This window comes from Ottowia thiooxydans DSM 14619 (assembly GCF_000422885.1).
Classification (GTDB): Bacteria; Pseudomonadota; Gammaproteobacteria; order Burkholderiales; family Burkholderiaceae_C; genus Ottowia; species Ottowia thiooxydans.
This window is the reverse complement of the sequence record NZ_AUGX01000001.1, coordinates 166,587-187,402: the sequence shown is the minus strand read 5'-3', so window position 1 is coordinate 187,402 and position 20,816 is coordinate 166,587. Positions and strand designations below refer to the sequence as shown.

Annotated in this window: 21 protein-coding genes; 12 read left to right on the top strand and 9 right to left on the bottom strand. The window is 61.3% G+C overall.

All coding sequences use genetic code 11. The features are described 5' to 3' along the window. The first annotated feature begins 20 nt into the window (after positions 1 to 20). Complete coding sequence (locus tag G518_RS0100940; RefSeq protein WP_028600917.1) at positions 21 to 548, top strand: rhodanese family protein; 528 nt, start codon at positions 21 to 23, stop codon at positions 546 to 548. A gap of 44 nt (positions 549 to 592) precedes the next feature. After that, positions 593 to 790: a YgaP family membrane protein gene (locus G518_RS0100935; RefSeq protein WP_028600916.1), complete on the top strand. Its 198-nt coding sequence runs from the start codon at positions 593 to 595 to the stop codon at positions 788 to 790. A 62-nt stretch (positions 791 to 852) separates the two neighbouring features. Here G518_RS0100935 and G518_RS39765 read toward each other — a convergent pair whose 3' ends face one another. After that, entirely contained in the window at positions 853 to 1,050 is a 198-nt protein-coding gene (locus G518_RS39765; RefSeq protein WP_156909228.1) for a hypothetical protein, read from the bottom strand. A gap of 114 nt (positions 1,051 to 1,164) precedes the next feature. On the opposite strand from G518_RS39765, the gene G518_RS33335 reads away from it, so the two are divergent. Continuing rightward, the gene (locus tag G518_RS33335; protein ID WP_036593142.1) at positions 1,165 to 2,049 is read left to right on the top strand and encodes a LysR family transcriptional regulator; all 885 of its coding nucleotides are present in this window, start codon (positions 1,165 to 1,167) and stop codon (positions 2,047 to 2,049) included. A 42-nt stretch (positions 2,050 to 2,091) separates the two neighbouring features. Beyond that, positions 2,092 to 2,376, top strand: coding sequence for an EexN family lipoprotein (locus G518_RS33330; protein WP_156909227.1), 285 nt, complete (start codon positions 2,092 to 2,094; stop codon positions 2,374 to 2,376). Here the strand turns inward: G518_RS33330 and G518_RS0100915 are convergent. The 8 genes from G518_RS0100915 to G518_RS0100880 form a co-directional block, all read right to left on the bottom strand. Beyond that, entirely contained in the window at positions 2,345 to 5,317 is a 2,973-nt protein-coding gene (locus tag G518_RS0100915; RefSeq protein ID WP_011784759.1) for a Tn3 family transposase, read from the bottom strand. The genes G518_RS33330 and G518_RS0100915 overlap by 32 nt on opposite strands. A gap of 2 nt (positions 5,318 to 5,319) precedes the next feature. Continuing rightward, positions 5,320 to 5,877 (bottom strand): recombinase family protein, encoded by a 558-nt coding sequence (locus G518_RS0100910; protein ID WP_001162010.1) that lies wholly within the window; start codon positions 5,875 to 5,877, stop codon positions 5,320 to 5,322. A gap of 130 nt (positions 5,878 to 6,007) precedes the next feature. Continuing rightward, positions 6,008 to 7,495, bottom strand: coding sequence for an efflux transporter outer membrane subunit (locus G518_RS0100905; protein WP_028600915.1), 1,488 nt, complete (start codon positions 7,493 to 7,495; stop codon positions 6,008 to 6,010). Then, positions 7,482 to 7,955 carry a cytochrome c gene (locus G518_RS0100900; RefSeq protein ID WP_003056106.1) on the bottom strand — a complete coding sequence of 158 codons (474 nt, stop codon included), beginning with the start codon at positions 7,953 to 7,955 and terminating at the stop codon, positions 7,482 to 7,484. Before G518_RS0100900 ends, G518_RS0100905 begins: the two co-directional genes overlap by 14 nt. A gap of 28 nt (positions 7,956 to 7,983) precedes the next feature. Then, positions 7,984 to 8,694 carry an ABC transporter ATP-binding protein gene (locus tag G518_RS0100895; RefSeq protein ID WP_004393997.1) on the bottom strand — a complete coding sequence of 237 codons (711 nt, stop codon included), beginning with the start codon at positions 8,692 to 8,694 and terminating at the stop codon, positions 7,984 to 7,986. 1 nt (position 8,695) lies between these two features. Continuing rightward, on the bottom strand, positions 8,696 to 9,901 hold the full coding sequence (locus tag G518_RS0100890; protein ID WP_028600914.1) for an ABC transporter permease: 1,206 nt from the start codon (positions 9,899 to 9,901) through the stop codon (positions 8,696 to 8,698). Then, positions 9,898 to 11,049 (bottom strand): efflux RND transporter periplasmic adaptor subunit, encoded by a 1,152-nt coding sequence (locus G518_RS0100885; protein ID WP_016236501.1) that lies wholly within the window; start codon positions 11,047 to 11,049, stop codon positions 9,898 to 9,900. Before G518_RS0100885 ends, G518_RS0100890 begins: the two co-directional genes overlap by 4 nt. Then, positions 11,046 to 11,654, bottom strand: coding sequence for a TetR/AcrR family transcriptional regulator (locus G518_RS0100880; RefSeq protein WP_004393990.1), 609 nt, complete (start codon positions 11,652 to 11,654; stop codon positions 11,046 to 11,048). Before G518_RS0100880 ends, G518_RS0100885 begins: the two co-directional genes overlap by 4 nt. A gap of 398 nt (positions 11,655 to 12,052) precedes the next feature. Here G518_RS0100880 and G518_RS0100875 point away from each other — a divergent pair, with 398 nt between their 5' ends. From G518_RS0100875 to trbL, 8 genes are read left to right on the top strand one after another with little or no spacing between them, the layout of a single operon-like run. Then, positions 12,053 to 14,044, top strand: coding sequence for a conjugal transfer protein TraG (locus G518_RS0100875; RefSeq protein WP_028600913.1), 1,992 nt, complete (start codon positions 12,053 to 12,055; stop codon positions 14,042 to 14,044). Then, a complete protein-coding gene (locus G518_RS0100870) occupies positions 14,041 to 14,505 on the top strand; it encodes a ribbon-helix-helix protein, CopG family (protein WP_028600912.1) in 465 nt (154 codons plus the stop codon). The genes G518_RS0100875 and G518_RS0100870 overlap by 4 nt, the downstream gene beginning before the upstream one ends. Continuing rightward, the gene (gene trbB, locus G518_RS0100865) at positions 14,502 to 15,575 is read left to right on the top strand and encodes a P-type conjugative transfer ATPase TrbB (RefSeq protein WP_028600911.1); all 1,074 of its coding nucleotides are present in this window, start codon (positions 14,502 to 14,504) and stop codon (positions 15,573 to 15,575) included. Before G518_RS0100870 ends, trbB begins: the two co-directional genes overlap by 4 nt. Then, positions 15,572 to 15,928: a TrbC/VirB2 family type IV secretion system protein gene (locus G518_RS0100860; protein ID WP_028600910.1), complete on the top strand. Its 357-nt coding sequence runs from the start codon at positions 15,572 to 15,574 to the stop codon at positions 15,926 to 15,928. The genes trbB and G518_RS0100860 overlap by 4 nt, the downstream gene beginning before the upstream one ends. Beyond that, complete coding sequence (locus tag G518_RS0100855; RefSeq protein WP_028600909.1) at positions 15,925 to 16,209, top strand: VirB3 family type IV secretion system protein; 285 nt, start codon at positions 15,925 to 15,927, stop codon at positions 16,207 to 16,209. Before G518_RS0100860 ends, G518_RS0100855 begins: the two co-directional genes overlap by 4 nt. A 10-nt stretch (positions 16,210 to 16,219) precedes the next feature. After that, positions 16,220 to 18,682, top strand: a complete 2,463-nt coding sequence (gene trbE / locus G518_RS0100850; protein ID WP_028600908.1) for a conjugal transfer protein TrbE — start codon at positions 16,220 to 16,222, stop codon at positions 18,680 to 18,682. Continuing rightward, on the top strand, positions 18,679 to 19,416 hold the full coding sequence (trbJ, locus tag G518_RS0100845; protein WP_028600907.1) for a P-type conjugative transfer protein TrbJ: 738 nt from the start codon (positions 18,679 to 18,681) through the stop codon (positions 19,414 to 19,416). The genes trbE and trbJ overlap by 4 nt, the downstream gene beginning before the upstream one ends. Positions 19,417 to 19,426: 10 nt before the next feature. Further along, positions 19,427 to 20,815: a P-type conjugative transfer protein TrbL gene (gene trbL, locus G518_RS0100840; RefSeq protein WP_028600906.1), complete on the top strand. Its 1,389-nt coding sequence runs from the start codon at positions 19,427 to 19,429 to the stop codon at positions 20,813 to 20,815. The last annotated feature ends 1 nt before the right edge of the window (position 20,816 follow it).

Here is a 20,816-nt window from a genome sequence, read left to right as displayed (position 1 = left end):
TCAGCCAGAAAGCAACACCCATGTCTTTGAAATCCATTTCTCCCCAAGACGCTCGCGACCGCATGAACCAGGGTGCGATCCTGGTCGACATCCGCGCCTCGGATGAGCATGCCCGCGAACGCATCGCGCTGGCGCACCATGTGCCGATGGAGCGCCTGAAGAACGGCACCTTGCCCCTTGAAGGCGCTTCGGCGGTCATCTTCCACTGCCGCTCGGGCAACCGGACACAGGTGAATGCGCAGGCGCTGGGATCGTGCACAGCGTGCGATGCCTATGTGCTCGAAGGCGGACTGGATGCCTGGAAGAAGGCGGGGCTGCCAGTGGTGGCGGATGTGTCGCAACCTCTGGAGCTGCAGCGACAGGTCCAGATTGCGGCGGGTTCGTTGATCATGGTCGGTGCAGTACTTGGGGCCACGGTGTCGCCCTGGTTCCATGCCCTCTCGGGTTTCGTCGGGGCGGGGCTGGTGTTTGCGGGAGTCTCTGGCTTCTGCGGGCTGGCCCGCTTGCTCATGAAGATGCCGTGGAATCAAAGAGCCATGACCACATAAATGCGCCAAGGTGCTGAAGACCCATTTTTTCAGAAGGAGAATTTATGAAATTCAACGTAAGTGGTTTGGATCGCGTGCTACGCGTCATCGTGGGTGTAGTGTTGATTGCACTCGCGGCAACAGGCACTGTGGGGTGGTGGGGATGGCTGGGCATCATTCCGCTGCTGACAGGGCTGATGCGCTTTTGCCCAATTTACCCGCTCCTAGGATGGAGCACGTGTCCATTGAAGACCAAAAAGTAAAGGGCGATCCTAGATAAGGTCATGACCTAAGCAGTATCGAATGCCTCTGAAACGCTGCAGATTTAGTAAAAGGCATCGGTTAAATCTGGCACAAATTTCTTGTGCTCGAAATGATCTCCAGGTCTGCAGCTGGTTTGATAGGCATCCAGCCCAATCCCGCTGTCTTGCCATTTTGGTGGCGTCAAACGGTACTCGCCGTCGAGCGAAACCTCGCCCACGCCCATTGGCTGATCGAAATGAAGTCGGATGTAGGACAACAAGGCTGCACAGGAGTCTTAAAGAGAGTACCTCACGCAATTTTTGCGACATCGGATTCGATCATCGGGTTTTTCCTGAAACGGCAATTTCAATCGTAATTTGCAGGAGGCAATGACGTGGAACTCCGACACCTTCGCTGTTTTGTCGCGGTCGCAGAGGAGCTGCACTTCGCTCGCGCCGCCGAGCGGCTGCACATCGAGCAATCACCGTTGTCACGTACCATCAAAGAGTTGGAACGGCACTTGGCCGTACGATTGTTTGAGCGCACCACGCGCAGCACGCGCTTAACATGGGCCGGCACGGTGTTTCTGGATGAAGTCCTTCGCATCTTCGCTTATATCGACCAAGCCAAGACCAGTGTGAAGGCCGCTGCTACCGGCTACCACGGACGTCTGCGCATCGCTCTATCCGACGGCATTCCGCCGTCGCGTGTTTCCGCCTTGCTGGCACAATGCCGCAAGGACGAACCGGAGGTGGAAATACGTCTTTCCACCGTCTCGCTGTCGCATCAGATCAAGGGGCTGAAAAGCGACCTTTTCGATGTGGGATTCGCCAAGTCCGATGCCCTGGGCGAAGGCTTCATCGCCGAACCGGTTTGGCAAGATCCGCTGATGGTGGCCGTGCCGGCACTCCATCCGATCCTGGCGCATCGGCACCTGCCATTGGACGAGGTCGTGCGCTATCCCTTGGTACTCTGCCATCCAGAGGCCTGCGAAGGTTTCTGGCGACAGCTCCAGCACGTACTACGTGCCACCGATGTCCGGCTTAACGTGACTGATCGCGTACCGACCCTGGACTTGATGATGACTCTGGTGGGAGCCGGCTATGGCCTGGGCTTCGCCACCGAAGTCCAGATTGCTGGGTACTGCAACCCGGATGTGATCGCCCGGCCCTTGGCCGGGCGTCCTCCGATGCTGACCACCTATCTGCTGCGCATGGATGCTGAGCCATCTGAGCAGTTGAGTCGCTTCATTGACAGAGTGAACCCGCCAGATGGATGAACCATCTCAGAGCCCCAACATCATGCGACGAGAGGCCGTGCCATGAAGACGATTTCCGTATTGACGCTTGCCATTCTGCTGACGGCCTGCAGCCAGTCCGTTCCAACAGAGACGGTCGAATCATTGGTGGCCAATCCCGAACGACTGAAGGAACTGCGGCAGCAGTGCAAAGCTGACCGAGCGAAGCTGGGTGACACGTTGTGCAATGCGGTGGCCGAGGCCACGCGCAAGCGGTTCTACGGCAATGGCAACGTGCCCTATAGGGGTCGTCTCAGAAAACGGAAAATAAAGCACGCTAAGCCGGTGGCAGCGGTCGCAATGGCCTGAACTTCCCCGCACCGACCTTGGCACTGCTGCGCCATAGGTAATCGCCGGTCAGGTTGATATGCTCCCACCCCAGCGGGGACAGATATTGCAGCAACGTGTCGTCCAGCGCCTTGCCGTGGGCACGCAAAGCACTGGTGGCACGCTCCAGATAGACCGTGTTCCACAACACGATGGCCGCCGTCACCAGATTGAGGCCGCTGGCCCGGTAGCGCTGCTGCTCAAAACTGCGGTCGCGGATTTCACCCAATCGGTAGAAGAAGACCGCCCTGGCCAGCGCGTTGCGCGCCTCGCCCTTATTCAGCCCCGCATGGACGCGGCGGCGCAGCTCCACGCTTTGCAGCCAATCCAGAATGAACAGCGTGCGCTCGATGCGCCCCAGCTCGCGCAGGGCGACGGCCAAGCCGTTTTGGCGCGGATAGCTGCCGAGCTTGCGCAGCATCAGCGAGGCCGTCACCGTGCCCTGCTTGATCGAAGTGGCCAGCCGTAGGATTTCATCCCAATGAGCGCGAATAGCCTTGATGTTCAGCCTGTCGCTGCTAATCATCGGCTTGAGTGCATCGTAGGCAGTATGGCCCTTGGGAATGAACAGCTTGGTGTCGCCCAGGTCGCGGATGCGCGGCGCGAACCGGAATCCCAGAAAGTGCATCAGGCCGAACACATGATCGGTGAAGCCCGCCGTGTCGGTGTAGTGTTCCTCGATACGCAAGTCAGACTCGTGGTACAGCAGGCCATCGAGCACATAGGTCGAGTCGCGCAAGCCGACGTTGACCACCTTGGCGCTGAAGGGCGCGTATTGGTCGGAGATATGGGTATAGAACGTCCGCCCAGGGCTACTTCCATACTTCGGATTGATATGCCCGGTGCTCTCTGCCTTGCTGCCGGTTCGGAAGTTCTGGCCGTCCGACGATGACGTGGTGCCGTCGCCCCAGTTTCCGGCGAAGGGTTGTCGAAACTGTGCGTTCACCAGCTCGGCCAGCGCCGTCGAATAGGTTTCGTCGCGAACGTGCCAGGCTTGCAGCCAAGACAGCCTGGCGTAGGTGGTGCCAGGGCAGGACTCGGCCATCTTGGTGAGCCCAAGATTGATACCATCAGCCAGAATCGTCGTCATCAGCAAGGTTTTGTCCTTGGCCGTGTCGCCGGTCTTCAGGTGTGTGAAGTGGCGCGTGAAGCCCGTCCATTCATCGACCTCCATCAGCAACTCGGTGATCTTGAGGTGCGGCAGCAACATCGCCGACTGGTCAATCAAGGCTTGCGCGGCGTCTGGCACCGCTGCGTCCAGCGGCGTGATCTTCAGGCCCGATGCAGTGGTGATGATGGCGTCCGGTAAGTCGTTGGTCGCCGCCATGCGGTTGACTGTGGCGAGTTGCGCCTCCAATAATTCCAGTCGGTCATGCAGATATTGGTCGCAGTCGGTGGCCACGGCCAGTGGCAATTCGCTGGCCAGCTTCAGGGTGGCGAACTTCTCGATCGGCACCAGGTATTCGTCGAAGTCCTTGAACTGGCGCGAACCCTGCACCCAAACATCACCAGAGCGCAGTGCGTTCTTCAGCTCCGACAGGGCGCATAACTCGTAGTAACGCCGGTCAATACCCTCGTCGGTCAGAACCAGCTTTGCCCAGCGCGGCTTGATGAATGCGGTTGGCGCATCGGCGGGCACCTTGCGCGCGCTGTCGCTGTTCATGCCGCGCAGCACGTCGATGGCATCGAGCACACCCTTGGCGGTGGGCGCGGCGCGCAGTTTGAGCACGTCCAGGAACTGCGGCGCATAGCGGCGCAGCGTGGCGTAACTCTCGCCGATATGGTGCAGGAAATCAAAATCGGCAGGCCGCGCCAGCGTTTGCGCCTCGGTGACGCTGGCGGCGAAGGTGTCCCACGGCATGACCGCTTCGATGGCGGCGAACGGATCGCCGCCGCTTTGTTTGGCTTCAATCAGCGCCTGACCGATGCGCCCATACATCCGCACCTTGTCGTTGATCGCCTTGCCGGAAGCCTGGAACTGCTGTTGATGCTTGTTCTTGGCCGCATTGAACAGCTTGCCGATGATACGGTCGTGAAGGTCGATGATTTCATCAGTGACGGTGGCCATGCCCTCGATGGCCAGTGCTACCAAGGTGGCGTAACGCCGCTGCGACTCGAACTTGGCCAGGTCGGCGGGCGTCATCTGGCCGCCTTCGCGGGCGATCTTGAGCAAGCGGTTTTGGTGTACCTGCCGTTCGATGCCAGCAGGTAGGTCAAGCGCCTGCCAGGCTTTGAGGCGTTCGATGTGTTCAAGCATGTGGCGCGAGTTCGGCTTGGCGGGCGATTGGCGCAGCCACGCTAGCCACGTCATTTTGCTACCATCCTTGCGCTTGAGCAGTTCGTCCAGGCGCTGGCGATGGACAGGTATCAAGGAATCGGCCAATGCCGCATGGATGCTTCGGTTGGCACGGGTAATGGCCTCGGCGCTTGCGCGCTCGATGGCATTCATGGCGGGTAGGATGATGCTCTGCCGCCGCAGGTTTTCAACAAGGGTGCTGGCCAGCACAATGCCTTTGTCTGTTTGCAAGGCCAGTTCGGTCAATGTATGCACGGCTTGCCGGTAATGACTCATGGTGAAGGGCTTGAATCCAAACACCGTTTGCAGCTCGACCAAGTGCTCCCGCCGTGTCTGCTCGCGCTGGCCGTAATGGTTCCAGCTTTCCACCGGCACCTTGAGTTGTGCGGCCACCATGCGCAGCAGGGGCAGAAATGGAGGATCATCGACGCCCAAGAAGATGCCAGGGAATCGCAAGTAGCAAAGCTGCACGGCGAAGCCCAATCGATTCGCGGCGCCGCGACGCTGACGGATCACCGACAGGTCGGTTTCGTTGAACGTGTAGTGCCGTATCAGTTCGTCTTTGGCATCTGGCAGTGTCAGCAGACTTTCGCGCTCGGTGGCGGACAGGATTGAGCGGCGTGGCATGGTCAGTCTTCCCGCAGGTACTGGTACAAGGTTTCGCGGCTGATGCCGAAGTCACGGGCCACCAAGGTTTTCTGGTCGCCTGCCGCAACTCGCCGTTTCAACTCGGCAATTTGTTCGCTGTTCAGCGATTTCTTTCGTCCCCGGTAGGCCCCGCGCTGCTTAGCCAGCACGATTCCCTCGCGCTGACGTTCGCGGATCAGAGCGCGCTCGAACTCAGCAAAGGCTCCCATGACCGACAGCATCAGATTGGCCATCGGTGAGTCCTCGCCGGTGAACGTTAGCCCTTCTTTGACGAACTCCATGCGCACGCCCCGTTGTGTCAGCCCTTGGACGATGCGGCGCAGGTCATCAAGGTTGCGTGCCAACCTGTCCATGCTATGCACCACCACGGTGTCGCCCTCGCGGACGAAGGCCAGCAGCCTTTCAAGTTCGGGACGTTGTGTGTCCTTGCCTGAAGCCTTATCGGTGAATACCTTGCCGACTTCTATTTGTTCCAGTTGTCGATCAGGATTCTGGTCGAAGCTGCTGACGCGAACGTAGCCGATACGTTGACCTTGCAAGATGCCTCCAAAGGTAAAAATGTCAGGATGAAATCTATTACCCTTGGCTGAATGTGTCAATAAATATAAATTAATACCCTACTCTGACGTTGTTTGTGCTCAACATCTGACATCAGGTTAGGGTATAGTCTTAACTGACACCACCTCCCAGGGCCTGATATAAAGCAACACTATCGACTAGGCGTTGTGCCTGGACCGCAACCATATTGATCCGGATTGACTGTGCCTGTTGCTGCGCGATGAGCAGTTGCAGGTAGCTGGCCGCGCCCAGCCGGTATTGCCGCTCGACCGACTGCAAGGAGGCCTGTGCAGCCATATCAGCGGCAGCGAGGGCAGTCAAAGTTTGTGCATCGCTTTCCACCGCGCGCAGGGTGTCGGCGACGTTACGCAAAGACTCCAATACGACGCTCTGGTAATTGGCTACGGCGGCATCAAAAGCGGCGAGCGCCGCTCTTTTTTCAGCGGGTAGCCCTGGATTAAAAAGAGGCTGGGTGAGCTGCGCAACCAGGCCCCACACTGCCGAGCCACCACCGAACAGGGCACCGGTGGTCAGCGCCTGAGAACCAAGGTTGGCGCTCAGGTTGATCTGTGGGTAGAGCTTGGCGACAGCCACACCATAGTCTGCATTGGCCGCATGCAACAGCGCCTCTGACGCCTGGATATCCGGTCGGCGGCGCACCAGTTCTGAGGGCACGACGAGCGGCATCTCGACGGGTAGAGTGAAATCGGCCAGAGTGAAGGCCGGGATGCCACCCGTGCCTGGGGCACGACCGGCTAGCACCGCCAGTAGATGTTCGGTTTGTTGCAGTTGTTTACGCAGCGCAGGCAGTTCTGCCCGCGTTTGCTCCGCCTGAGCTTGTAGGCTCAACGCTTCATCAGGTGAGGCCTGACCGATACGCACGCGTTCATGGGCTAGGCGCAGTTGCTCATCCTGCACGCGCAAAATGGCAGTAGTGGCTTCTAGTTGCGCGGCGAGGCGTGCTCGGGTAATGGCAGCGGTTGCCATGTTGCCGGCAAGGGCCAGGCGCGCAGCATTCAGTTCGAAGCGACGGTAGTCGGCGCGAGCAGCCAAGGCTTCGAGTGCGCGCCGGTTGCCGCCAGCCAGATCGAGGTTGTAATGCACGCCAACGCTGGCGTTGTAGAGGCTGAATTGACGTGCCTCTCCGCTCAACCCTTGGCTACTGGGACTCATTTGCTGGCGCTGAGATCCCAGTGCGACATCTACCTGTGGATATTGCGTCGAGCCCGCCTGTGCGGCAAGAAGCTCCTGCGCCTGTCGCAAATTGGCGCTGATGCTCGCCAGCGTCGGGCTGACATGGAAAGCTTCGTTTATCAGTCCGTCGAGTGCGGATGAACCCAAGCTTTGCCACCATTGCGTTTCGATCGGAAGCCCTTCGACTAGACGTTGTGTTTCGCCGAACTGCGTGGGAGCGGACACGGTTCTATCAGCTATCGGTGTTGCAGTGTAGCGAGCCACATCGGGTGCGGTGGGACGCTGAAAATCAGGGCCGGCGGCGCAGCCGGCCAGACCGGCGGTGACCAGACCAGCTACCAGGTAAGTTGCCGCAAGCCGTCTTTCGAGGCTGATGGGGCGCTGGCATGTTTTAGCGTGCTCCATAAAAATGCTCCACGAAAGGTTTACGGAAAGCTTGGTGGCAGCCCAAGCAGCTTTCCTGCACGTGGGCGAATGATTGGATCACCGCCTTGCCGTCGCTGCTCGCAGCAGCCAGCTTCATGGCCAGCGCCGCCTCGTGAGTCTGCGCGTCAAAGTTTCTGAACTTGGTCGCATCAGCGCCGAGGTAAGCAAGGATGCGCATTTTTTCAGTAAGCGGTGGCTCGGGGTGTGCAGCAACTTTTGGGGCGAGCTGAACGACCTGAACCCATTCCTCCTGCGAAATCGCACCGGTAATAGCCTGCATGTTGCGCCCGAGTTCCTGCATGATCTTGCGTAGCGCCAGTGGCTCAACCTGGGTAGCGTCACCAGCCCAAGCTGGCAACTGAAAACCCCATAAAAGCAGGCAGGCCGTAACGGTCAGGGTGATAGTTCCAAATGCGTGGCTGTGTTTGCGGTGGGTCATGAAATTCTCCTGTAATTCAATCGTTCTCTCATTCGAACTCCCGCCCTTCGCCAGCTTCCTCATGGGTCACGCCGTCGCGGATGTGGTAGATGCGCTTGAATGTGGGGATGATCTTTTCGTCATGGGTGACGACGATGATGGCGGTCTCGAACTTCCGGGCCATGTCGTTGAGGATGCGGATTACAGCCATGGCGCGCTCGGAATCCAGCGGCGCAGTGGGTTCATCGGCCAGGATCACCGGCGGACGATTGACCAGTCCGCGCGCGATGGCGACCCGTTGCTGCTCGCCACCGGAGAGTTGCGAGGGCATTGCGCGAGCTCGGTGTTGCACATCAAGCGCTGTGAGCAATTCCAGTGCCTTCGCGCGCGACTCTCCATTCGCGACGCCTGCAAGCATCGGCAGCAGCGCCACGTTGTCGGTGACATCGAGAAACGGAATCAGGTACGGCGCCTGGAAAACGAAACCGATCTTGTCACGCCGTAAGGCGCGCAGGTCGCGGACTTTCCAGCCATCGGCGTAGATCACTTCATCGCCCAGCGTCATGCGACCGGCGGTCGGTTCGATCACCGCACCCAGACACTTGAGCAGCGTGCTCTTGCCGGACCCGGAAGGGCCGATCAGTCCCACCACTTCACCAGGCGCAACATGCATATTCACGTCTCTCAAGGCAAAGACAGCGGTGTCACCATCGCCATACCGCTTGCTTAAACTTTCGATGTGTATCCCTTTGCCACTCATCTCAACCTCCAATGGCTTCGGCCGGATCGACCTTGAGTGCCATGCGAATGGCGACGAGGCTAGCTAGAACGCAGATCACGAGCACGGCAAAAAAACCGGCGACAGAATCCATTGGCGTGAGCAGGACATATTTTGGAAAAGCCGGTGCTGAAAAGGTGGCTGTGATCTTGCCGACCACGAAGCCAATCACGCCCAGGGCGAGCGCCTGCTGCATGATCATCGCGGCGATGGTTCGGTTGCGTGTGCCGATGAGCTTCAACACCGCGATCTCACGGATTTTGTCCATCGTCAGCGAATAGATGATGAAGGCAACGATGGCCGCGCTAACGATGGCCAGAATCACAAGGAACATGCCGATCTGCTTGGCCGAGGTGGCAATCAGCTTGCCGACGAGGATGTCTTCCATCTGTGCCCGGGTGTAGACCGTCAAACGCTTCCAGCGCTGGATGGATTCGGCAACCTCGTCCGGCGCATGACCAGGTTTCAGAGTGACCAGCACGGCATTGACGAACGCGTTGCTGCTCTGTGAAGCAATCACGGCATCCAGCAAACCTGGATCACCGGGTCGATTGAAGACCGGGTTGGCTTCGGTGCGACGCCGGCTTTGCCAGATGGCATCGTTGTCCTTGAGGAACTGGGCCTCCTGGGCATCTTTGAGCGGAATGAATACCATCGGGTCGCCGCTGGACGACACCATGCGCCGTGTCAGCCCCACGACGGTGTAATGATTGCGGCGAATGGCAAGACGATCTCCCAGTTTGAAGCCGGTGGCGATGTCGGCCACAGCCTCGTAGTGACCGCGCGTGATCTGGCGTCCAGCGACGAGATAAGGAGGCCATCCGGGTGTAGCCCCCAACGCACCGGGCGCGATGCCGACCACCATGGTGCGTACATCACTCTCGCTCTTGCGTACCTGCATGGTCAGGTAGGTCGCGTTCGCTGCCTGTGAGACTCCCGGCATGGCGAGAATGGCGCGATACACGTCATCGTTGAGGCTGGACGACTCCGCATAAGGACCCAGAGTATCCTTTTGCACCACCCAAAGGTCAGCGCCACTGTTGTCGAGCAACGCCTTGCCGTCGTCCACCATGCCTCGGTACACCCCAGCCATGACTAGGGTGACGCCGATCAGCAGACCCAGACCGATGCCGGTGAAGACGAATTTCCCCCAGGCATGGAGAATGTCGCGGCCGGCCAGGCTGATCATCGTGAAACTCCCGGGATATGCTCGACCACATGGATGCGGCTGCGCGCCGTCAGTGCCTTTTCGCTATAGGTCACAACCTGGTCCCCATTCTTGAGCCCTTCGCGCACCTGCACGTAACCATTGAGGTCGGAAGTGCCGAGCTTGACCGGGGAGAAATGCAGATCACCATCCACGATTTGCCAGACACCAACTTTATCGCCTTCACGCTGGACGGCAGCGTTGGGGATCAGTGGAGCGGCCGGGAGCGCCGGCAAGTCAACCGTGACTTCGGCCAGTTCACCCACTGGTGGCAAAGGTTCTGGTTTGTTATCGAATGTCACCTTGGCAAGCGTTTCCTCGGTTACCGCGTCGGCCTTGGGTTCCACCCGCAGCACGCGACCTTTCAAGGTCTGGCCACCACGCGAACGCAGGACGATATGAGCCGGCAGCCCCCCAGCCAGCCCCGATGCGCTGATCTGGTCGAAGCGCACATTGATCCACAAACTCTTGGGGTCGATCACTTCCACCACGGCCTGGCCCGCGACGATGGTCGTGCCGGGATCGGCATCGCGCACGGCGACTACACCGTCGACCGGCGCGATCAGGCGCAGATTGCTCCGCTGCGCGACGAGTGCTTCGCGGTCGGAGCGTGCCCGGGCAATATCTTCCCGAGCGGCGGATAGGGCGGCATCGGCGATCTGCAGTTCCTGCCGCTTGGTGGTGACGATTTCCTCGCTGGTCGAGCGCACCGCAAACAATTGCTCATAGCGGCGCGCCTGGGTTTGCGCGTAGGCTTGCCGGGCTTCTGCCTCGCGCAAAGCCGCTTCCGCCCGCTTGAATACAGACTCCTGTGAGCGCACCCGATCATCAAGGTCGACCGGCTCCATCTCGCCGAGCACCTGTCCGGCCTTGACCTGGTCGCCTACATGCACCTCCAGGCGTTTGACGCGCCCGGCAAACGTCGGCCCGATCTTGTAGGTGTAGCGCGCCTCCACCGTGCCGATGCCGAACAGCGCCGGTGTGATAGCCCGTGATTCCACGCTTGCCACCGTCACAGCGACCGGGGCGAGCGGCCCTGATCGCAGACCGACATAAATAAAAAGCACCAGCAAAGGAATGATGACGGCAAGCAGTGCCAGGGTGCGGCCTTGCAAGGGTAACTTTTTCATTGCGCACTCCTTATGCCACGCCGATAAATTGCAAAGACGCGCGGCGCATCGCGGTGCATACGTCCCACATCACCCGCCAACAGCGATTGCATGACCAAGCCCTGGATCGTGCCAATGAACAGCGTTGCCGCCGCCTCGTTGTCAAGCGAGGGAGACAACTCGCCGCTGGCCTTGCCTTTCTCGATGAGACGATGCAAACGTTCGCCGTAGCGCTGAATCAAGGTTTGCACCATGCGCTTGGCCGGTGTCGATTCGGCACGCTGAAGCTCACCAAACATCATTCTTGGCACGCCTGGGTGCTCAGCTACGAATTCGATATGACTCATGAACATCGCCTCCATGGCTGCCAAGGGCGACTCGATTCCTTGTGCGGATCGATCGATTCTGGCTAATAGGCGCTCTGCTACCCACTCCATGACCGCCTGCCAAATGGCTTCCTTGTTCGGGAAGTGCCGAAACAGCGCACCCTGGGTCAAGTTCATGTGTTTAGCGATAGCCGCAGTGGTTATCTCGCTTGGGTTTTGTGAACCGGCAAGCGCCACGACGGACTCGACAGTTACGGCACGACGTTCATCGGCCGGCAGATGCTTTGGATGGGTGTCCACGAGCACTCCTTGTAAGATAGTAATTGATTACCATCTTACCACAAGAGGCAACTCAAACAAGAGAAAACCCGACGTACTCGTCAATATCTAGAGTCTGCAATGGGCTTAACGTGCTTTATTTTCCGTTTTCTGAGACGTCCCCCCTATACGCCACAGAAAGAGTCCCCGAAGTTCTGATTACCGGCCTATCACCAAAAATCTTCCACCAAATCTCCGTACACGCCGCAATACGCATCTGCTTGCGGCATTTTTCTTGTCTACGCCCCTGCTTGCAATCTTGCCTTTTCTCCTTGGATTGTGCCGATAACGGTCTTTGACCGGCACTGATCCGACACCGAACCTCGCATATGCGGCACGTCTTCGTGCTTGCGATGTGCAGGAGAAATTCGGAGGTCAGGATGCAGGGAACCAGTGTGTTGTTTGGCCAGGTGTTGACGGTGTTCGGCATCGTCATTGCCGGCGTGTGGGGCGCCACGCAGTGGACGGCGGCTGCACTGGGCTATCAGCTACGCCTGGGCACGCCCTGGTTCGACTTCTTCGGTACGCCCGTCTACCACCCGTGGCGCCTATTCGAGTGGTGGTTCTTCTTCGATGCCTACGCGCCGAAGGTCTTCGACATCGGCGGCGCCATCGCGGGCGGCAGCGGCCTGGTGGCCGTGGTGGTCGCCATCGGTATGTCGATCTGGCGCTCACGGCAATCGAAGTTGGTCACAACCTATGGTTCCGCGCGCTGGGCCGATACCAAGGAAATCCACAAGGCCGGGTTGACCGGCCCGACTGGTGTCTTTCTCGGCCTGCACGACGGTCAGTACCTGCGCCATGAAGGCCCCGAACACGTCCTGACTTTCGCGCCCACGCGCTCGGGCAAGGGCGTGGGCCTGGTGGTGCCGACGCTGCTGTCATGGCCGGCCTCCGCCGTCATCCACGACATCAAGGGCGAGAACTGGGCCATCACCGCAGGCTGGCGCTCGCGCTTCTCGCACTGCCTGCTGTTCAACCCGACCGATCCGAAGTCAGCCGCATACAACCCTCTCCTAGAAGTCCGGCGCGGCGCGCATGAAGTGCGCGACGTGCAGAACATCGCCGACATCCTGGTCGATCCCGAAGGCGCGTTGGAGAAGCGCAACCACTGGGAGAAGACTTCGCACGCGCTGCTGGTCGGAGCCATCTTGCATGTGCTCTATGCGAGCGAAGACAAGACGCTGCGCGGCGTCGCCAATTTTCTTTCCGATCCGGCGTGCCCGTTCGAAGTGACGTTGCACCAGATGATGAGCACGCGGCATTTGGGTGATGCCACGCATCCTGTGGTCGCATCGGCCGCGCGCGAAGTGCTCAACAAGAGCGAAAACGAGCGCTCGGGCGTGCTGTCCACGGCCATGAGTTTTCTAGGCCTGTACCGCGACCCCACAGTGGCCGAAGTGACTTCGCGCTGCGACTGGCGCATTGCCGACCTGATTTCTTCTGAGCATCCGGTGTCGCTGTACCTGGTGGTGCCGCCTTCGGACATCAGCCGCACCAAGCCGCTGATTCGCCTGATATTGAACCAGATCGGGCGACGGCTTACCGAATCGCTGGACGGCAGCGATGGCGTGGAACGCAAACACAAGCTGCTGTTGATGCTCGACGAGTTCCCGGCGCTCGGGCGTCTCGACTTCTTCGAATCGGCTCTGGCCTTCATGGCCGGCTATGGCCTGCGTGCCTTCCTGATTTCGCAGTCGCTGAACCAGATCGACAAGGCCTACGGCCAGAACCATTCGATTCTGGACAACTGCCATGTGCGTGTGACCTTCGCCACCAATGACGAACGCACCGCCAAACGCATCTCCGAGACGCTGGGCACCGCCACCGAGCTGCGCGCACAGCGCAACTATGCCGGCCACCGGCTCGCGCCATGGCTGGGCCACCTGATGGTGTCGCGCCAGGAGACGGCAAGGCCTTTGCTGACGCCGGGCGAAGTGATGCAACTGCCCTCCGATGAGTCGGTGGTGATGGTGTCCGGGCATGCCCCGATCAAGGCCAAGAAGTTGCGCTACTACGCGGACGCCAATTTCAAGCGGCGGGTGTTGCCACCGCCCGTGCTCTCACTGGGCGGATACCCCGATGTCCCACCGGCACGCGCAGACGACTGGAGTGCATTGACTGTCCCTGCCATGCCGGCCGCTTCTGCGACAGCTGGTCTGGGTGGGGCGGCCGATGACGGTGGCCCGCGCCAACAGCCGGAGCTGTCCGAAGTCGCCACCTACAGCCCTGAAGCCGAACAGCCCAGCAGCGACCTGTCGCTGCTCGATGACGACGATTTTTCGCTTTCCCTCCCGAGCCAGCTTGATCCCACGCTACAGCGCAGGGCCCGGCTGGCATCCCTCGACCCTGACGACGGAATCGATCTATGAGCCCCAACCACTCCAGCTATCGCCTGAATCTCTTCATCCAACCCGACCACGCCAAGCGCCTGGACGAGCTGGCCGCCAAGAAAGGCGTGTCCAAGTCCTCCATCGTCGCGGCAGCACTGGCCTCCTGGCTGTCGCCGGACGCGGGTGACCAGCGCGAGGCAGCGATGGCCAAACGACTGGATCGGCTGTCGCGCCAGTTCGAGCGACTGGAGCGCGACCAGAACATCCAAATCGAAACACTGGCGCTGTTCGTTCGCTACTTCCTCACCGTGAGCACGCCGGTGCCGGAAGCCCATCAGGAAGCAGCCAAGGCCCAGGGCAAGGCACGCTTTGAGCAGTTCATCGAACAGCTCGGCCGCCATCTGCTGCGCGGGCGTAGCCTAGTGAGGGACGTGGTCGAGGAGATCCAACCTGATGCCGCACGGTTGGCGGAAGCCGCCCTTCAGGAGGACGGCTCATGAGCACAGTCCCGAAGTTGCCTCCGGAATCACCACCCGAACTGCCACGCTCGTCCGCTGCGACTTCTCTGGACCGGCGCATCCGCATGCTGCGCACCGCCATGGGACCGCTGATTGCCGCCGCGCTCGATGACCCGGACGTGGTGGAGATCATGCTCAACCCGGACGGTTGCCTATGGGTCGACCGACTTTCGTCGGGCCGATCGCCGATGGGTGTGTCACTGTCCGAGGCCGATGGCGAACGCATCATCCGCCTGGTCGCCGCCCACGTCGGCACAGAAGTCCATCGTGGCCAGCCGCTGCTGACCGCTGAGTTGCCCGAGACCGGCGAGCGCTTCGAGGGCATCCTGCCGCCCGCCGCACCGGGGCCAGCCTTCGCGCTACGCAAGCGCGCCGTGAGCATCATTGGCCTGGATCGCTATGTCGCCGATGGCATCCTGGCCGAGGAGCAGGCCGAGTTCCTGCGCCGCGCGGTGCGCGAGCGGCAGAACATCGTCATCGCCGGTGGTACCAGCACCGGCAAGACCACGCTGGCCAATGCGCTGCTGGCCGAGATCGCCGCCACGGGCGACCGCGTTCTGGTGCTTGAAGACACGGTAGAGCTTCAGTGCGCCGCCCGCGATCACGTATCGCTGCGCACGCGGTCTGGCGTGGTGTCGATGGCGGAGCTGGTGCGCGCCACGATGCGCCTGCGCCCGGATCGCGTGATCGTCGGCGAGGTGCGCGGCGGCGAAGCGCTGGACCTCATCAAGGTCTGGGGCACCGGGCACCCAGGTGGCATCGCCACCATCCACGCCAGTTCTGCCCATGGTGCCTTGCTACGCCTGGAACAACTGATTCTGGAAGTCGCCTTGACCCCGCCACGCGCCCTGATCGCCGAGGCGGTGAACGTCATCGTCTTTATCGCAGGGCGCGGCCGTGCCCGCCACGTCCAGACCATCGCCCGCGTCATCGGCTTCGACGGTCACGGTTACCAGCTCGACGACGCCCTGGCACAGCCAATCCCTCTGCGGCCACCGCTGCTTCCACCTCTTTCGCTTCTTTCCTCAACCTCCACTGGAGAACTGCCATGACGCACGCCGCTTTTTCAACTTTCCGTCTTTCTGTAAATCCGCATCTGCGGCCGGCGTTGCACGTTGCCGTGCTCGCCGCACTGATGCTGAGCCTGGCATTGCCGGCATATGCCGCCGGCTCCAGCATGCCCTGGGAAGGGCCGCTGACCTCCATCCTGGAATCGATCCAGGGGCCTGTGGCCCGGATCGTGGCGGTGATCATCATCATTTCCACCGGGCTGGCACTGGCCTTCGGTGACACGTCGGGTGGCTTTCGCAAGCTGATCCAGATCGTCTTCGGCCTGTCCATCGCGTTCGCCGCATCTTCATTCTTCCTGTCGTTCTTCAGCTTCGCCGGTGGGGCCGTCGTATGAGCGCGGGAACCGATGACCGCAGCGAGTTCGCACCGGGCTTCGAGGTGCCGCTGCATCGCTCGCTCACCGAACCGATTCTGCTGGGCGGCGCGCCGCGCACCGTGGCGATTGCCAACGGCACGCTGGCCGCGGCCGTCGGGCTGGGCCTGCAACTGTGGATTCCCGGCCTGGTGCTCTGGATCGTCGGCCACTCGCTGGCGGTCTGGGGCGCACGGCTCGATCCGCAGTTCATGGCCGTGTTCGCGCGGCACATCAAACACCGCGTACTGCTAGACGTGTAAGGACCTTGCCATGATGAATCTCGCGGAATACCGCAAACGGCCTGCGCTGCTGGCCGACTGGTTGCCCTGGGCTGGGTTGGTCGCGCCGGGCGTCGTACTGAACAAGGATGGATCGTTCCAGCGCACGGCACGCTTTCGGGGGCCGGACCTGGACAGCGCCACGCAGGGCGAACTGATCTCCACATCGGCACGGCTCAACAACGCATTACGCCGGTTGGGGTCGGGCTGGGCCTTGTTTGTTGAAGCTGAGCGGCGCGCCGCCGCTGGCTATCCCCAATCCAACTTCCCCGAGCCGCTGTCGTGGCTGGTGGACGAGGAACGGCGTGCGGCCTTTGAAGAGGACGCCAGCCACTTCGAGAGCAGTTATCACCTGACGCTGGTGTACCTGCCTGCCGAGGAATCCCGCGCCCGCGCCGCGAAGCTGCTGTATGAGAACACGCCACAGGGCGGCGTGGACTGGCGCGAGCGGCTGGAGACCTTCATGTCGGAGACGGATCGCTTCTTCGACCTGCTTGATGGCGTGATGCCCGAGATCGTATGGCTGGATGACAGCCAGACGCTCACCTACCTGCATGCGACCATTTCCACACGCCGCTATCGCGTTGGCGTGCCGGAGCATCCCTTCCATATCGACGCCTTGCTGGCGGACTCCGCGCTGGTGGGCGGCCTCGCGCCCATGCTGGGCGACCAGCACCTGCGCGTGGCATCGGTGCGGGGCTTTCCAACTTCGACCTGGCCGGGCTTGTTGGATGACTTGAACCGCCTGGGTTTCGCCTACCGATGGTCCACCCGCTTTCTGTGCATGGACAAGGCGGAATCTGAGAAGGAGCTGGGGCGCCTGCGCCGCCAATGGTTCGCCAAGCGCAAGAACGTCGTGGCCTTGCTGCGCGAAACCATCTTCCAGCAGGAAAGTCCACTGGTTGATACGGACGCCTCCAACAAATCGGCCGATGCCGATGCCGCCCTGCAGGAACTGGGCAGCGATCAGGTGGCCTTTGGCTATGTCACGGCGACCGTGACGGTGCTTGATCCTGATGCAGGCGCAGCCGACGAGAAGCTGCGCCGTGTGGAACGCGTCATCCAGGGCCGAGGGTTTGTCACCATCCCGGAAACCCTCAATGCCGTGGATGCGTGGCTGTCGTCGATCCCCGGCAACGCTTACGCCAACGTCCGGCAGCCCATCATCTCGACGCTGAATCTTGCGCACCTGATGCCGGTGTCGGCGGTGTGGGCCGGGCCGGAGAAGAACGCGCACCTTGATGGCCCGCCGCTGATCGTGACACGCACCGACGGCGCCACGCCATTCCGGCTGGTGACGCACATCGGCGACGTGGGCCATACCTTGGTAGTCGGCCCCACCGGAATGGGTAAGTCGGTCTTGCTTGCGATGCTGGCGATGCAGTTCCGCCGCTATGCAGGTTCGCGCATCTTCGTCTTCGACATGGGGCGCTCGATGCGCGCCACCATCCTGGGAATGGGTGGCGAACAGTATGACCTGGGGACCGATGGCGGCATTGCATTCCAGCCGCTGGCACGCATCGATCAGGAGCGCTACCGCGCCTGGGCGGCCGAATGGTTGGAAGGCCGCTTGCTGCATGAAGGTGTGACGGTCGGCCCCGACGAGAAGGCCGCGATCTGGTCAGCGCTGGGGAGTCTGGCCGGAGCGCCCGTAGAGGAGCGGACGTTGACCGGCTTGTCCGTGCTGTTGCAGAGCAACGCCCTGCGGCAGGCCTTTGCGCCCTATGTGCTGGGCGGCGCTCACGGCAAGTTGCTGGATGCCGATAGCGACCGCCTAGGTTCCGGATCTGCGCAGTGTTTCGAGATGGAAGAACTGATGCACAGCAAGGCTGCGGTATTGGCCGTTCTGGGCTACCTGTTCGCCCGCTTCGTCGAACGTTTCGACGGTGCGCCGACCTTGCTGATCCTTGACGAGGCCTGGCTGTTCCTCGATGACCCGGTGTTTGCCGCGCGCATCCGCCAGTGGCTCAAGACCCTGCGCAAGAAGAATGTCAGCGTGATCTTCGCCACGCAGTCGCTGGCCGACATCCAGAACTCGTCCATCGCCCCGGCCATCGTGGAAAGTTGCGCCAGCCGCATCTTCCTGCCGAATCCGCAGGCGACCGAACCGCAGATTCGCACGATCTACGAAGGCTTCGGCTTGAACCGCCGCCAGATCGACATCGTGGCCGAGGCGGTTCCCAAACGCGACTACTACTACCAGTCACGGCTGGGCAACCGCCTGTTCGACTTGGATCTGGGGCCGGTGGCGCTGGCCTTTGCCGGTGCCTCGTCGCCGCAGGACCAGCGTGACATTGACCGCGTGTTGCTTGATGCCGGCGTGCCCGGCTTTGCCGGGGCTTGGCTGCGCCATCGCGGCCTCGACTGGGCCGCCGATCTGCTGCCCGAAGTTCCCAGCCTCTCGCCTTTGGCTGGGTCCGTCCTTTTTCACCCCCCACAGGAGAACCAACCATGAAGATGCATGTGCTTTCCATATCACTGGCCACCGTGTTATCTGCATCGTTGTTGGCTGTGCAGCCCGCATCCGCGCTGACCGTGTTCGACCCATCCAACTTCGTGCAGAACACGCTGACCGCTGTTCGCACCCTGGAGCAGATCAACAACCAGATCAAGCAGCTTCAGAATCAGGCGCAATCCTTGATGAATCAGGCCAAGAACCTGACGGGCCTGGACTTCAGCGCGTTGAATGAACTGCGCGCGGCGTTGTCCGCCACGAACCAGCTGATCCAGCAGGCCCAAGGGTTGGCTTTCAACGTCTCGCAGATGGAAGCCGAATTCCAGCGGCTCTATCCCGATGCGTATACAGCCGCGATCTCTGGCACGCAGATGGCGACCGATGCACGTTCGCGCTGGCGCAATTCGCTGGAAGCGCTGCGCACGGCCACCAAGGTGCAGTCACAGGCGGTGCAGAACTTCACTGCCGACGAAAAGGCGCTCACCGATCTGGTGAACCGCAGCCAGTCTGCCGTGGGTGCCTTGCAGGCCACGCAGGCAACCAACCAACTGTTGGCGCTGCAGGCGCGGCAATCGATCCAGGCGCAGCAACTCCAGATCACGCAGGACCGCGCCAGCGCGCTCGAACAGGCGCGTGTCATTGCCGTGCAGGAGCGTGCCCGCGAAGTGCGGCGGCGCTTCATGGGCACCGGCACGCCGTACACGCCGCATGCCGTCGATTTCTACAGTCACTGAGGGAGACGCCATGAACGACGTCACGGTCATCGACCGCTTCCTCAACGTCTTCTCGACCTACATCGATTCCGGTTTTGGATTGCTGGGCAGTGAAGTCGCCTTCCTGACCGCCACGCTGGTGGTGATCGACATGACGCTGGCTGGCCTGTTCTGGGCCATGAACCATGCATCGGGTCAGGGCGACGACATCATGGGCAAGCTCATCAAGAAGGTGCTGTATGTCGGTGCCTTCGCCTACATCATTGGCAACTTCAATATGCTGGCGGGGATCGTGTTTCGGTCTTTCGCCGGATTGGGGCTGGTGGCGTCGGGCTCGACCATCACGCAAGCGGAGTTCCTGCAACCGGGCAGGTTGGCCAAGGTGGGCATCGATGCCGGCGCACCGATCCTGAAGCAGATCGGCGACATGGCCGGCTTCCCCGAGGTGTTCGTGAACCTCGACCCCATCGTGGTGATGTTCCTGGCGTGGCTGGTGGTGGTGATGAGCTTCTTCGTCCTGGCGATCCAGCTCTTCATCACGCTGATCGAGTTCAAGCTGACCACGCTCGCCGGCTTCGTGCTGGTGCCGTTCGCACTCTGGAACAAAACTTCGTTCCTGGCGGAGAAAGTCTTGGGCAACGTGGTGTCGTCGGGCATCAAGGTGCTGGTACTTGCGGTGATCGTTGGCATTGGCACCGGCTTGTTCGCCGAGTTCCAGGTAACGCCCGATGAACCGTCCATCGACCATGCTCTGGTGGTGATGCTGGCATCGCTCACGCTGTTGGCGCTGGGGATCTTCGGTCCGGGTGTTGCCACCGGGCTGGTATCCGGTGCGCCGCAGCTGGGGGCGGGTGCAGCCGCTGGCACGGCCTTGGCTGTGGCCGGAACCGCCGTTGCGGTGGGCGCAGCGGCTACCGGCGTTGGCAGTGCCGTCGCGGCCGGTGCGCGCATGGCGCCAGCCGCCGCCAAGATGGCTGCGAGCGGTGCCCGCGCCGCATCTTCCACGGCCAGCAGCGCGAAGTCGGCGTTCCAGGCCGGGTCCGCTAATGCAGGTGGCGGCATCAAAGGCGCGGCCGCTGGCCTGGGCAACGTCGCCAAGACGGGCGCGCAGTCAGTCGGGCAGAAGGTGGCCGCTGGCGCCCAGTCGATGAAGGCGCGGGCCGCCGCTGCGATCAAGCCTGACGCCCCAGCGCCAGGTGCTGGTCCCAGTTCTGGCGTGGGCGGCGCTGCCAGCGGTTCGACCCCACAAGGCGCTGCCAACGATGCACCGACTAACGCCGAACAACCTGGATGGGCCAAGCGTCTGCATCGCAAGCAGCAGATCAGCCAGGCCGCGTCGACCGTCGCCCACACGCTGCGCGGTGGAGACGGCGGTGGTTCCGGCTCTGCGCCCAGCCTGCGCGACCCCTCGAATTCCTAAG

Excerpts from the sequence above, each read along its gene's own strand:
- G518_RS0100940 (WP_028600917.1), top strand. The coding sequence starts at position 21 with ATGTCTTTGAAATCCATTTCTCCCCAAGACGCTCGCGACCGCATGAAC.
- G518_RS0100935 (WP_028600916.1), top strand. The coding sequence starts at position 593 with ATGAAATTCAACGTAAGTGGTTTGGATCGCGTGCTACGCGTCATCGTG.
- G518_RS33330 (WP_156909227.1), top strand. The coding sequence starts at position 2,092 with ATGAAGACGATTTCCGTATTGACGCTTGCCATTCTGCTGACGGCCTGC.
- G518_RS0100915 (WP_011784759.1), bottom strand. The coding sequence starts at position 5,317 with ATGCCACGCCGCTCAATCCTGTCCGCCACCGAGCGCGAAAGTCTGCTG.
- G518_RS0100905 (WP_028600915.1), bottom strand. The coding sequence starts at position 7,495 with ATGGAGCACGCTAAAACATGCCAGCGCCCCATCAGCCTCGAAAGACGG.
- G518_RS0100900 (WP_003056106.1), bottom strand. The coding sequence starts at position 7,955 with ATGACCCACCGCAAACACAGCCACGCATTTGGAACTATCACCCTGACC.
- G518_RS0100895 (WP_004393997.1), bottom strand. The coding sequence starts at position 8,694 with ATGAGTGGCAAAGGGATACACATCGAAAGTTTAAGCAAGCGGTATGGC.
- G518_RS0100890 (WP_028600914.1), bottom strand. The coding sequence starts at position 9,901 with ATGATCAGCCTGGCCGGCCGCGACATTCTCCATGCCTGGGGGAAATTC.
- G518_RS0100885 (WP_016236501.1), bottom strand. The coding sequence starts at position 11,049 with ATGAAAAAGTTACCCTTGCAAGGCCGCACCCTGGCACTGCTTGCCGTC.
- G518_RS0100875 (WP_028600913.1), top strand. The coding sequence starts at position 12,053 with ATGCAGGGAACCAGTGTGTTGTTTGGCCAGGTGTTGACGGTGTTCGGC.
- G518_RS0100870 (WP_028600912.1), top strand. The coding sequence starts at position 14,041 with ATGAGCCCCAACCACTCCAGCTATCGCCTGAATCTCTTCATCCAACCC.
- trbB (WP_028600911.1), top strand. The coding sequence starts at position 14,502 with ATGAGCACAGTCCCGAAGTTGCCTCCGGAATCACCACCCGAACTGCCA.
- G518_RS0100860 (WP_028600910.1), top strand. The coding sequence starts at position 15,572 with ATGACGCACGCCGCTTTTTCAACTTTCCGTCTTTCTGTAAATCCGCAT.
- G518_RS0100855 (WP_028600909.1), top strand. The coding sequence starts at position 15,925 with ATGAGCGCGGGAACCGATGACCGCAGCGAGTTCGCACCGGGCTTCGAG.
- trbE (WP_028600908.1), top strand. The coding sequence starts at position 16,220 with ATGATGAATCTCGCGGAATACCGCAAACGGCCTGCGCTGCTGGCCGAC.
- trbJ (WP_028600907.1), top strand. The coding sequence starts at position 18,679 with ATGAAGATGCATGTGCTTTCCATATCACTGGCCACCGTGTTATCTGCA.
- trbL (WP_028600906.1), top strand. The coding sequence starts at position 19,427 with ATGAACGACGTCACGGTCATCGACCGCTTCCTCAACGTCTTCTCGACC.